Consider the following 12,960-nt stretch of genomic DNA (forward strand, 5'->3'; position numbering starts at 1 on the left):
TGGCGTTGAACCCCATGAAAATACTGGCTCTGAATCCGTTTCATTCTGGAAGCCATCGGGCGTTTGTTGATGGCTGGGCAAAAGAGAGCCGTCATGAGTTCACACTGTTTACGCTTCCGGGGACTCAGTGGAAATGGAGAATGCGGCACGCTGCGACATCGTTTGCATTGCAGATTCGGGAATTTCTTGAAAAGGAACCACACTCGTGGGACGTCATCTTCACGACCGATATGCTCAATGTGGCGGAGTTAAAAGGGCAGCTTCCGGAGTCGGTCCGGTCTTGCCCGGTAGTTCTCTACTTCCATGAAAATCAATTTGAATATCCAACACGTCTTGAAGGTGAACAGGCTCAACGAGATGAACATTTTGCGTTTACAAATCTTGTCTCTCTGCTGAGCGCCGATCAGGTTTGGTTCAACTCAAATTACCATCAGGGAAATCTTTTGAATCATGTGCGAAACCAGCTCTCCCGGGTGCCGAAACTCGCTCAGAGTGATGCCGCTCGATGGAAGGAAGAGCTTGAGAAAGTGGAGCAGCTTGCAAAGGTTCATTCACCGGGAATTGAGCGTGTTAAAGCGAGGATTTCCTCCGGCGGACCAATTCATATTGCCTGGGTTGGAAGATGGGAACACGATAAAAATCCTGAGCAATTCTTTGAAGCATTGAGTCAGCTGCGGGGGAGCGGACTGGCTTTTCAGCTCAGCGTATTCGGAGAATCGTATCGCAACACGCCGGAATGTTTCAGTAAGGCGCATGAAGAATTTCAAGCGAATATCGTCCATTGGGGCTTTGCAGAATCGAAGGAGCGGTACTTCGAGTTGCTCGCGCAGGCAGATGTGGTGGTCTCGACAGCAATTCATGAGTTTTTCGGAATTGCAGTTTTAGAGGCAATGAATGCCGGTTGCGTGCCGATTCTACCGCAGCGATTGTCGTATCCCGAACTCGTCAGAGATGAAGCCCGCTTTTTCTATGATGGAACAACAAATGGTCTCGTCGAAAACTTAAGGCGACAGGCACAAAGGAAGCTCGATTCCCTGGCTGCTTTCCAAGCTGATCAACGTTTTGCTGTTGAGTTGGCTCAACGGTTCGAATGGAGAATCGTAGCGGAAGCCATGGATGCGGAAGTTGAGTTTCTTCTCGCGAGCAAGCTCAGCGGCGAATAATCACTTCTGAACCGATGGTGAGCAGGTCGTAAAGGTCGGCGACATCTTGATCGTGCAGCCGAATACATCCGCGCGAGTCTGCTTTGCCAATGGAGTCTGGGTCGATAGTTCCATGAATTCCGTAACCTTCAAGAGTTCCAGCTTCGTCACTGATGGCCAGCCAACGTTCTCCAAGTGGATTCGTGGGGTCATCGTTTTTAATGACGATGTCGGGACCGTAATAAATAGGGTCGACAACTTTGTCGGTCACTTTGAATTTCCCAATCGGGGTTGATCCATCTTTGCCAATTCCAACCGGCATGCGGACCACGAAGTATCCATGAGCATGGACGGTCACTTCAAATTTGGTCAAGTCAACAACCGCACTGAAGGGGCCTTGAATGACCTTCAGTTTCTTTCCAGCTTTGATTCGTTGAGCGTCAACTCGATTGATTTTCGAAAGATATTCCCAGGAAACCTGGTGTTGTCTGGCGATGGTTTCGAGTCGGTCACCGAACTGGATTTCATACGGTTCCATGTAGTGGGGGTGTGGTTGAAAATAAATTCTGCGTGACAACAGATTTAGACGATGCCAGAGTTGTCGTCGGCGCTCCGGGTATTCCCAATACCAGGTTGAGAGAGTCCGCAATGCGGCAACATCGTCTCCGGATTCGATGAGTTGATCGACTTCCGTGAAGTCGAATTGAGCTGAAAGTGCTGGCGATATGACTGGCAACTCAGTGGAGGCTTCGGGCTGTGCTCTGAAAGTGAGCCCTGTCGAATGGTGTTCTTCACCTCGGGGCTGACTCCCCAGATTTGTCTGTTGAATGCTTGTTTGTTCGATTTTATACCCGTGCTGTTGGATACCGCTTGCTGTTTGAATTTCCAGATCACGGGTGGAGGCACTGTTTCCGTCCATCGTCCCGCTCGTCTCACCGCCGACTTCACTGATCGGCTGAGCAGCACGGTTTTCGGGAAGTGTTTCATCAAGAGGCTCTTCAGACTGTTGCGGGGCCATCGCAACATTATGTTTTTTCTCTGAAGATTTTTGCTCAAACTGTTCAGGAACTCTGACAATAGAACCGCTTTGAGGGGGGGGCGGCATTGTTTCGTCAGAGATCGCTGGGGGAAGATTCACAGTCTGTGGAGTTTGAGAAAATATCCCAAACCTCCAGACTGCAACGCCTCCGGCGCAGACCAGAACAGCGAACCAGAATTGAAAAGTTTGCAAAGGATGTCGACGTGGTTGATACTCAAACATAAGCCGCTCGCGACGACAGAAGCCGTATCTATTCCGCGGCGAATTAATATGGAGGATGCACGACTGTTCACCGCGGAGAGTCGAAACAGTCATCCTTGACTTTATTAACACTTGCGTGTTCTTCGCAGATCTCAAAAATCAAAAAGCCCTCACTTTTGTTTCCGCAGGAATCATTGAACTCTGATTCGGAACGGGTTGCGCAGGGACGTTGAAATAGGCATCATCCCGCGAAATCGCAGGTTGCCGGTTGAGTTTCCACAATTGATGCGGCTGCACCCACTCTAACATTTGGCAACCACTTGCCAAACAACATAGAGAGAGTGAAATCATGAAGTAGCGACGCATGGGAATCCTTCCCAGCTCGTGAATAATTGATAGTAGTGAGGGGAGAGTGAGGAAATGAACCGGAAAGCTAACGCAAGTCACGTTTTGTGCCAAGAGGAAAATTTGGTTCTCTCACGAATCGACTTTGCATTGTGCAACTGCTCGCGGCTTGAGCGTCAGAGGGACATCACGTTTCGACGGAAAGCGAGCAGGGCGCGAAACGAAACCTTGTTTTTCAAAGAATTTCATTGGTTTGAGATGAGAGACTCGGTGTACGACGAAGGAATCGTCCAACTCGAAACTACTCGGGATTATCCGGGTGGTGGAGGGTGCGGGCAATGCGAAATCCAAGGTACGAGATTATTCCACCTTGCCCCATGACGATTCGGCTATCTGATTTCAGTGCTCCGATCGGCACATTTGAAGCGATATGCGACTGGAAAGTGCCACCACGGAATGGGACTGCATATCGAACAGAACGATTCACCTTAAAACTGCGAACCACATCATCGTGATTGTGACACCACTCGCCAATGTTACCGCACACGTCAAAGAGCCCGAGTTGGTTTGGTTTCAACAACCCCACAGGATGGACTTGGCTGTTCGAATTTTCGAGGTGCCATGCGTAGTCGTTCACCAGATCGTCTGTCGATCCAAAGTGGTAGTAAGTGCGACTTCCTGAACGCGTGGCCAGTTCCCATTCCTTCTCAGTCGGAAGCCGGTACCCCTTACGTTGAAGGTAATCGACTTTAGGGTGTAACTGTCTTTTGACAGCTTCATAGCACAAATCGTCATCGCTCATTCCCGACTTTTTTGTCAGCCAGTTGCAATACTTCATCGCATCGCTGATCTCAAGGTAACCGGCTGCGGATTCAGGTGGCGTGTTCGGTCTGATTCTCAGTTTGTAATCCTTTTCAAATTCAGCGAAGTGTTTGACGGTGACTTCTGTCGAGGAGATTCCGAACGTCCAGTTTACGGAAAGTTGATCCGAATCATCTTGCAAGGTTATCGTTCGGTATTCTGGTGGGGGAACGATCATCGTGAAGCCGGATTCAGTCGCATACCATCCCTGAGAGATTTTTTCGGCGTCACGTTCAGAAGTTGATGGGACTGAAGGTGTCTCTCCGAATTTCTTGAGCACCCACTGTGACGAGGAGTGGACTTCAGGGTCAGGGTCTTCGATGAAAAGTTTCGTTGAGACCTGTTTGAGTTCATTCTGTTGCACCGTTGTGAAACGATGCGGTTCGATTGACCCTAAGACCTGGAGGAGACCTGCGCTGAGGTCCGGGTTGTCTGACTTTTTAAGGTGCGTGAGCAAGCGTTCCGGGTTGACACGGCTTCCAGCCAGCTTGTGCACGAATTGGCTGCGAAGTGATGGGTCGGATTGGCGATGGAAGTAAGGGAATGGAAAGTCCGTTTCTCCGAGATGGACGAAAGCGGCAAGCAAGTTGATTTTGGATTTCTGGTCGAGTGAGTCCGGGTTGTTTTCAATCTGCAGCCGCTTCTGATGAAGCGCTTGGAGGTGACCTTCAGGGATGTCGATGATTCTGTCTATGAGAGTTGAAAGTTGTTCGTCATTGGCGCGCAGAAGAAGTTCCGAGTAGGTTTCGGGATCGTCTCGCAAGAAAATTGACAGAATGAACGCAGCTTTGTTGATATCGGATTGAGGACCTTGAGCATCAAAAATCCTTGTCAGTTTCTCAGTCAGATGTTCCTGATAAGGAGTCAGCCAGTGTGTCCAGTTTTCAAGAGAAACCCCCGATTTGGCGATAAGGCCATCAACGACTGCCTCGCTGATGGCAGCTTGAATTTCATCGTTGTTCAGAGTCGCATCCTGATTCGTGGCTAACAGGGCGCAGGCAGCTTGAAAACGCAACTTAGAAGGAACTGTTTGCGACTGGAACAGATCCGTGTAGGAATCGAGTGAAACGTCACGCTCATCCAGTAGTGCAGTGAAAATCCGAAAATCTTCGAATGAAAATTCTGGCAATAGTCTTTTCAGTTCGGCTGCGGCCTCTTCTTCGTCATCGAGAAGAAGCAAAGCAAGTCTCGCTTTTGAGGCGGACCCTGAATTGGAAGCTTGGAATTCACTGAGGACCTGCTCCTTCATTCGTGGAAATCGCTCTTCAATGGAGTTCACGATCAGCGGAACATTCTCAATGTTTGCCTGCTTGAGTTGCACCAGCAGTTCCGTATCTCGCTGCTTTCTCAGGTCGAGAATCATCACAGTTCCCAGGACTGCAAGAAGGATGACAGCGGTCAAGGCCCGGGTGGCAATTTTCCGGAGAGCCGTCTTCATCATTTCTGACTCTAGCGATGACCACTCAGAGGGTGAGGTTCCAGAGCGGATGTATGCGACTTCAAAGAGTCCAGGAAGTTGCCGGGCCTCTTTTTTCAGGCTCCAAAGAGAGGCATGGTTTCGAAGTTTTTGTCTCGCGCGTCCTGTATGTGTCTGCAGTTCTTCTTCTTCCAGCCAACTTCGGATTGAGGGGACCAGATAGTCGTGCGTCAGTTGGTAGCAGATTTGATCTTCATCGTCTGACCCTTCTCGATGGATCGGTGAAATGATTCGCAACTCGTTGTCGAGCGTTTCAATGACTTGTGCAAAACGTTGCGGTTTATTCTCGTATCCACAAACTTCCTGTAACTCTTTGTAGTTCAGCCCCTGGCCTTTTAAGTTATTTCCTTGTTCTGGGAGTAAAGCATTGAGAAGTTTTTTGATGGCGGGAATCAATGAGCGGTATCGGCGTGGACAGACTTCCGGGTCAAATCGTCGCCTCAGGTAGGTGCGTCCCAAAGCTTTGAAATCATCAAGATACCCGATTGTTTCAGAGTTCCACGGTAACTCTTTTGTGATCTCAACAAACAGAGAGAGCCAAACAGGAGCGACGCGACCGTTCATTTGAATCAGCTCGACACCCCGTTCAATGAAGGCAGACCTCTCCGGATCTTCCAGGTCTCCTTTCTTTAACAGCGTTCCGAATTTGGTGAGCACCGTTTTGGCATGCTCGATTGTGAATTCCGGGACAGCCATGGCGTTGTCTCCCTCATTGAGAGAGGCCTCGACAATTCGCATGAACTGCGAGAGTTCGACCCAGTAATCATCACGGACAATGAGCAAGCACTGAATGGAGTGCCCGTCACATTGGCGCAACGCTTGAACCAGTTCTTGCTCGGAATCAATTTGCCGACCTTGCAGCCATTGCTCAAACTGATCGATGACGATAACGACTTTTTGGTTCGCGTGTGGCAGAGGACGCTTTCGGATGCGACGCGTCATCTCTGGCAGATCGGAGACTGCTTCTAAATCCAGAAAGACTTTTTTCAGTTGAGAGGCGAGATCGATTTCTGTTTTCTTTTCGGACGCCTGAATCAAAACTGGAGTTGCAATTCCGGCAAGCTTGGGGACGAGGGCAGCATTTACGAGCGAAGATTTTCCGCTTCCTGTTGCACCGTAGATGACACCGATTCGAGGTTCGCAATCAGGATCTCGACCATCGATGCGGTTCAGCCAATGCTGAACCTGTTGCGGGTGGCCTTCACTCGACAGTTGCCCCGGAAGTAATTCACTGAAGAATTCAGCATCATCTTTTCGAAAAGCCCGCAACCCTCGGTAGACTCGATTGATCTGGACTTCTGATTCGGGTTGCGCGTCAGGGTTTTCCAGGAATTTTTCAAGTTCAATCTGGAATTCACGCGCAGAGGAGTGACGTTCGGAAGATCGTCTTTGAAGAGCTTTCGAACAAATTCGATCTAATGCTACCGGGACATTCGGTTCGAAATCGCTGGGGACCGGGGGCTTTCTCATCCATTCAGTTGAGTTGTCAGCTAAGCGATCTCCAAACGGACGGACGCCTGTGAGCATTTCAAAAAGCACGACCCCCAGGCTGAAGATGTCCGAACGGGCAACGATCAGGTGTCCATCGCCGCTGAGTTGCTCAGGGCTCATATACGCCAGCGTCCCCGCGATTTCACGATTTTGAACGACTTCATCTTCGTGAATTGCCAGTCCGAAATCTGTCACGTAGGGAGTATCGTCGACATCAATCAGGATGTTTCCGGGCTTAATGTCTCTGTGCAGAATCCCATGCGTGTGCATGTGATGGATTGCTTCTGCGATTTTTGAGACGAGCCTCACGGCCGTTTCGATTTGAAACCGTTCCCCCTTGAGGATTTCCGCTAAATTCCGTCCCTGAATATATCGAGAGATAATATAAACCTGACCATCATCAGTCAGACCAGAAGCATGAACCGGGACGATATTGGGATGTCCCATTTTCGCCAATAACTTGGCTTCCAGGCGATAGCGTTCCGCATCACTTTCGGATTTCATTCGCGATGGATGAGAGACTTTGATGGCGACCGGGCGATCGAGATGTTCATCCCAGCATTTCAGGACGACACCAAACGATCCGGCTCCGATGCGATCCAACACACGGAAATGACCGATTCTCTCTGGAAGCCTATGCGAATTGCCATCGTCGAGGACAGCAATTGTGGACGTCTCTCCATACGGCCAGGCACGCTGAGTCAGATCTTTTGCAAACAGTTGAAGCTGCAGGCACTCTGGTTCGTCGACAAAGTCAAAATCCGATTTTTCTTCGGAAAGTCGATCCATGGAGATGGTGTGACTCCCCAAATCCAGTGATGCGATGCGAGCAGTGCATTCTTGGCAAGCTTCGAAATGCTGCTCGACTTGAAGGCTGAGTTCCTCTTCAAGACGCCCCTTGAGGAACTCAGACAATTCGAAGTCTGTCGGACAATTCATCTCAGCCCTTCAGGTCCAAATATAAATGACACACATCTTGAACATCGGTCATGCTGCGATCATTGAAGCATCTGATGTATGAATGACTCGCTGACAGTGGATTTTCCAGCTGGAAAAACAGGTGAGTCGTGTTGAACAGTGGAGTTGTTCAACACACGATTTGAACCAATTTCGGCTCGTCGGTCGAGTGTGAAAAGAAAATGACCAAGAATATGGCGTGATTTGCGTTTTGTTCATCGCTCAAAAAAATCAGGTAGTGGAGCAAGAAGAATGTTTTCTGATTGCAGAATTGGTAATCTGCTTTGAACCTTTCCAATGCTTCGAGGGGTGAAGTGAAGTTGAACATGGTTTTTTGCGGCTTCGAGAGTCGTTGAAAACTTTCCATGATTAATCCTGTAATGTGATGGTCCTATGAAATTGAACTGTTCCAGTATGAACTGCCATCACCTTCCCCTTGTGCTGTTGGGAATGGTGACCTTCTTCAACGTCTCTCAGGCCAGTGCCCAAGACAATTTCCCTGCCTTAACGGCGAAAATTCCCGCGAGTGCGAACGCGCTGATTTTAATCGATGCGGACGCGCTAAGAACGAGTCCGCTCGGCAAGCAGGAGAAGTGGGCAGATAAAAATGAAGCAGCTTACGTGAACTCACCTTTCTATCTTCCACCCGAGGCAACGAAAATTGTCGTCGGTTCGCAGGTGAACTCAAATCATCAGTTGAAGCAGGATTGGGAAGTCGCGGTGATGAATCTTTCGGAGCCAATTTCCAGCCGAGCAATCGCTCGAGCAGAAGGTGGAGAGGTCGATACGATCGCAGGTATGGCAGCTGTCTGGAGTCCGAGTGACGCCTACTTTGTTCAGTTTTCCAATCAACTACTCGGGATCATGGCTCCTGCGAACCGACAAAAAGTCGCTCGCTGGGCAACGACGACAGAAATCGAATCATTGGATCCAGCAGGTGCGCTGGCAGATTCTGTAAATGATATCAACGACAAGACGCAAATTGTTTTAGCAATCGATCTCAAAAATGCCATTGTTCCGCATCAACTTCGTGAAGGGCTCAGTAATTTTGAAATTCTGAAAGATGATGCCGCCGCTCAAGCCAGTTGGCAACCGGTTGTCGAAAGCTTAACGGGAGCGAAACTGGCGATTTCCGTCACGACTAAAATTCAAGGCCGACTCGAAATTCAGTTCGCCTCCGATCCGTCCCCGTTAGGAAAGAAGGCGAAAGAGGGAATCATCCAGGTGTTCCAGAAATTTGGAGTTGCGTTTGAGAATCTGGAGAACTGGAGTCTCAGCCAAAGTCAGAACAATCTGGTCCTGGAGGGAGAGCTTTCACTGACAGATCTGCGTAAGGTGATGAGTTTGCTGCAACTTCCAAGTTCGAACTTCAGCGCCCTTGCAGGGGTGGAGCCGGCTGAGGCTGATGATCAGGACAAGGTGGTGAAAGCATCGCAGAAATATTTTAGTTCGGTTTCGACACTGCTCGACGATCTGCATCTGGAGTTCAAAACAAATCGTGATGCTCGAAAGAACTTCGCAGCGACTTACATGCAACGGTACGCAAAACGGATCGACGAGCTACCAATTCTGAATGTCGATGTGGAACTCGTCGATTATGGCCTGTCCGTCTCGGAAACTTTACGCTCCACATCGGTGACTCAAGGCCAGGCGAATATCGAAACAGGAGTCAGAAAGTCGGGAGTCTATTCATCAAATTACTCGAACGGGTACTACAACGACTACCGGTCCAGTGCGAGCATCAAAACTCAAATTGCCCGACAAGAACAGGGGGAAGCAAGCAAAGTACGCTTCTCAAACTGGAAAGAGATTCAGGATGCGACTGCCGAGATTCGCGTCAAAATGACACAAAAGTACAACGTGAACTTTTAGAACTAACCCTGAAGCCCGAATTTACTCTCTCAAACACTAGAGCATCTTTCGAATTGGTTTGCAGGTTCTGCCTCGTGGCGAACAGCATTTTTACTAGAAAAATGCGTTCTTCACGGGCAAACGGTAGAGCAAACTGCTCTAAGAAAAGTGACCATTCCACAAGTTCCGGATTGGTTCTATTTTGTTTTCAGCGTATCTCCTGCCCGTGAAGAATTCTTGCGAGTTTTTGTGGACTGTTTGCCACAAGACAGGAGTTCAAAACTCAAGCTGTAGACGTCCGGAGAGCACCAGACTATCGGCACGTCCGACAGTGGGGGCGTCCAGCTTGACCGGAATCATGTTGAAGATGACTCGTGCGTAGCTGTTGAGATACCAATTTAGTCCGAACGTCAGCGTTTGCATACGACCTCCCTGGACATCAAGGTCATTCAGGTCGATGATGGCCCAACCTGCAGTCAGCTCGAATGCTCCGATTCCGCAGTCGCCGAGTTCCTCATCAGGGATGACGCCTGAGAAAATTCCGCGTTTGCGATTGTAGACTGCTGACTCACCAGTCAGCAGCAATCCCGCTTGAAAGTATCCCCCGGAAAAATTCACGGGGTCCATATTTGGTCGATTCACAATTGACCAGCGATACTCTGCCTGAGTGCGGAATGGTCCATACTGAGAAGCGAGTTCCAGGTTGAAGAGATGAAAGTTGTCTGTCGGAATATTTCCGGTGTCAACAAATGCAGGAATACCCGTTGCAGAATTGTCGCTTGGATCAGAAACGAAGAATCCTGGCTGAACGGCATATCGAACACGATTATTCGCGGGGTTCCCGAAACTGTAGCCCCCACCGAGATGAACTAGAACGTCATCGTTGTTGACTAAGAGAACGGTTTCTCGTGTCGCAAAGGCCCAGCCTCCATTGTTACCACTTGAAACTCCATATGAGTCTGTGGGAGTTTTGAAGGCGGAAAAGGCATAAGTTCCGTTCTCATTGGGAAATGTTCCGAAGCTCCGAAGGCCCGTTTGTCTAAATGGGGCAAATGCGAAGGGAAGTTGCCGCTCCATGAACAACAGCTCTCGCCCGCTCGACTCGGCATCCATGCCGAATGGTTGTTTGAAGTAGCCAGCTTCCACGTGGTCAACAAACTTTGCACCGGAGAAGATGACCGCGACGTCTCGAAAACTGGGATGTCCGGAAGCAGCAAAGTCCAAGTCGATCACGTAAGACGTTTCTTTGCGAACGTTTCCGCTTGCCCGCAATCGAACACGTCGCAAGCCGGTTTCCGTATTAACTTTTCCTACGGCATCGACGGTTGCCTGGTCCTGAATGATCCAGCCCGTGTCGAGTTGCAGAAAGCCTCCCCATTCAAGTGTGGGGTACTCTTTCTGACCATTTGAAAAGAGTGGTCGTCCCGATTGCACGAATTCGTAGTCATTGAGATCAGTTCGAGGAACCTCGATAACGCTGGGGACTACTTCCGGTTGGTTTCCACTCTCAGTTGTTGTGATTGCTTGCGGCACAGGTGCGGCAGCAGGCGGAGGCACGAGAAGTGGAGCAGAATTGTCTACAGCATCAGGCTGTGCAGAGATTTGTGCCGAACAACACGAAATCCAGACAATCGAAGCAAGAATCGACGCTGGAAATCGCATTTCGGATGCCGTTGATAATCGAAGAAGGACAGGCTGCCGCTTCGATTCCAACATACCGAATCAAAGCAATTTTGCCTTATCGGATTAATCGGCATCATTTTGTGCTGAACTTCAAATTAGTTTGAAATTCACTCAAGTTTGTACAAAAGACCTGCCATGGATTAGAGCAGTTTGCTCTACCGTGTGCCCGTGAAGAACGCATTTCTCTAGGAAAAATGCTGTTCGCCACGAGGCAGATCCTGCAAACCAATTCGAAAGATGCTCTAGAACGAGATGTTCGATCGCAGGCCCATCACGTAGGCTGTATCCACTCCCGATTGCCCCGGGAAAAGAATTTGCACGTCAGGAGTCACGTCGAACCAGGGTGTGATTTGAGCACGATAGTAGAGTTCCAGCCCGTGACCGTCGCTGACGCCTCCTAAGGCGAGATCCAGGATCGGGCCAATCTCATCACTGATTCCGTTGTAGTACCAGCCAGCTCCGAATCCATCGTTTTTACGACCAGGAAGAGGGCTTGATCCTCCAACTCCGAAACTCAAGAACCAGGCTAATGGATTCGCTTCGTCATCGCCGAGTCCTGCTCGACCAAAGACCCCCCAACCACGTGTTGGATCACAAGGATCTGTCACCAGATACTGATCGAAGTTGTAATACATCGACCATGAACCGGAGGTCTGGTTGATGGGAACATTCGGGAGAATGATTCGAGGATCTTGTCCCAGGCTCGTGTAGTCTCTGCTGCTCCAGGTTCCCGCGAAGAGCTGATGTCCCGGCTTTCCGAAGAAATTTGTCGGAAGTCGGAGTTCGGCAGCCATCGAAATACCTTCCGCAAACAGATCGCTGATGCCGACTGTTGAGGCTGTATCTTCAGGGTTCATAAGAGTAAATGTGAAAATTGGCTCGCCGTTTTCCATCCAGACAAATCCGGCACCGAGTGTCGAATAAGGAACGCTTCGCAAGACGATGGGGTTGACCACCATGCCTAGATTTGAGAACTGCTTCGTTCCGCGATCATGGGCAAAAGCGTTTGCATCTCCGTCCAATGTATCCATCTTTCCGAAGAAGACTGCAAAGTTTTCAGAAAACGCCTGTGTGAAAAGAACGTTTGTCAGGTAAATTTTGTCTGAGTCAGGAACGGGGAGAGATGAGGAGATCGTAGTCGGCATAAAAGAACCGGTTGATCCATCGAGTGTCTGGCCAAATCGGTGTTCTGCCCGCAACTTCACAAACAGACCTTCCTGTAGTCCGAGTTTGCCAGCATCGATATTTACGATGTAGTCGCCATGTCCGCTGTACCGAAATTTGCGGTCTAAGCCCCCCTCGACAACTCCGAAGCTGAAGGTCGTCAGATCAGCCTGAAAAGTGATTCCAGATTCAGCCAGATCGGTTCGAGTCCCTCCCCAGTCACCTGTCAGGTATGGAGAAGTCGTAGAGAAACAACCTTCGTCAAGGACTCCGCAGCAGGCATCACAGCCTGAGCCGATTGAATTGGACTTCAGGCAAAGATCTGGATCGCCGAACAGACAGGACGCTTCATCGGCCATCGTCAATTGACTCGAAGCGACCACTGCGATCGCAATTCCGAATGTCCAAAATCCTTGAAGGACGGACTTCAAATTGATCCCTGACAACCCACACATATCTCATCATCCTTGAAAAGAGAGAATCCGGTCTCATCTGCATCGGATTGCGAGTCAGCATGAATGTAGGGTTATGCTGAAGCTGCCGGGGAGTTAGGGGGCTGACGAGCTAGATGTAGCGATTGTAGGGTTTGTAGTATTTCTTTCTGTCGAAATGATTCCCTCACGAAGAGACGCGGCGCTCTATCAAATTTGTCGAACTTAAGTTCGAGTCCTGACTCGTGATGAGGGGCCAGTGTTACAACAAATTTGTGGCGAACCGCAGATTTACTGGCGAAATCGTTCAACATCGAC

Annotated in this window: 6 protein-coding genes; 2 read left to right on the forward strand and 4 right to left on the reverse strand. The window is 49.5% G+C overall.

Annotated features, from left to right (window positions below):
- The first annotated feature begins 14 nt into the window (after positions 1-14).
- Positions 15-1,163, forward strand: a complete 1,149-nt coding sequence (locus ACN0YR_RS04910; RefSeq protein WP_417848080.1) for a tRNA-queuosine alpha-mannosyltransferase domain-containing protein — start codon at positions 15-17, stop codon at positions 1,161-1,163.
- Here ACN0YR_RS04910 and ACN0YR_RS04915 read toward each other — a convergent pair.
- Both ACN0YR_RS04915 and ACN0YR_RS04920 read right to left on the reverse strand, forming a co-directional pair.
- The gene (locus ACN0YR_RS04915; RefSeq protein ID WP_417848081.1) at positions 1,150-2,403 is read right to left on the reverse strand and encodes a L,D-transpeptidase family protein; all 1,254 of its coding nucleotides are present in this window, start codon (positions 2,401-2,403) and stop codon (positions 1,150-1,152) included. The genes ACN0YR_RS04910 and ACN0YR_RS04915 overlap by 14 nt on opposite strands.
- Before the next feature lie 625 nt (positions 2,404-3,028).
- Complete coding sequence (locus ACN0YR_RS04920; RefSeq protein ID WP_417848082.1) at positions 3,029-7,495, reverse strand: protein kinase domain-containing protein; 4,467 nt, start codon at positions 7,493-7,495, stop codon at positions 3,029-3,031.
- Positions 7,496-7,906: 411 nt separating this feature from the next.
- Between ACN0YR_RS04920 and ACN0YR_RS04925 the strand changes: the two genes are divergently transcribed.
- Positions 7,907-9,385, forward strand: a complete 1,479-nt coding sequence (locus ACN0YR_RS04925; protein WP_417848083.1) for a hypothetical protein — start codon at positions 7,907-7,909, stop codon at positions 9,383-9,385.
- A 255-nt stretch (positions 9,386-9,640) separates the two neighbouring features.
- On the opposite strand, the gene ACN0YR_RS04930 is transcribed toward ACN0YR_RS04925, so the two are convergent.
- Both ACN0YR_RS04930 and ACN0YR_RS04935 read right to left on the reverse strand, forming a co-directional pair.
- On the reverse strand, positions 9,641-11,026 hold the full coding sequence (locus ACN0YR_RS04930) for an OprO/OprP family phosphate-selective porin (RefSeq protein WP_417848084.1): 1,386 nt from the start codon (positions 11,024-11,026) through the stop codon (positions 9,641-9,643).
- 263 nt (positions 11,027-11,289) lie between these two features.
- Complete coding sequence (locus tag ACN0YR_RS04935; protein WP_417848085.1) at positions 11,290-12,666, reverse strand: carbohydrate porin; 1,377 nt, start codon at positions 12,664-12,666, stop codon at positions 11,290-11,292.
- Between the last annotated feature and the right edge of the window lie 294 nt (positions 12,667-12,960).

It is taken from the genome of Thalassoglobus sp. (genome assembly GCF_048270125.1).
In the GTDB taxonomy this organism is placed as follows: Bacteria; Planctomycetota; Planctomycetia; order Planctomycetales; family Planctomycetaceae; genus Thalassoglobus.

What these genes read in the sequence shown, in the direction of transcription:
- ACN0YR_RS04910 (WP_417848080.1), top strand. Translation starts at nt 15, where the DNA reads ATGAAAATACTGGCTCTGAATCCGTTTCATTCTGGAAGCCATCGGGCG.
- ACN0YR_RS04915 (WP_417848081.1), bottom strand. Translation starts at nt 2,403, where the DNA reads ATGTTTGAGTATCAACCACGTCGACATCCTTTGCAAACTTTTCAATTC.
- ACN0YR_RS04920 (WP_417848082.1), bottom strand. Translation starts at nt 7,495, where the DNA reads ATGAATTGTCCGACAGACTTCGAATTGTCTGAGTTCCTCAAGGGGCGT.
- ACN0YR_RS04925 (WP_417848083.1), top strand. Translation starts at nt 7,907, where the DNA reads ATGAAATTGAACTGTTCCAGTATGAACTGCCATCACCTTCCCCTTGTG.
- ACN0YR_RS04930 (WP_417848084.1), bottom strand. Translation starts at nt 11,026, where the DNA reads ATGCGATTTCCAGCGTCGATTCTTGCTTCGATTGTCTGGATTTCGTGT.
- ACN0YR_RS04935 (WP_417848085.1), bottom strand. Translation starts at nt 12,666, where the DNA reads ATGTGTGGGTTGTCAGGGATCAATTTGAAGTCCGTCCTTCAAGGATTT.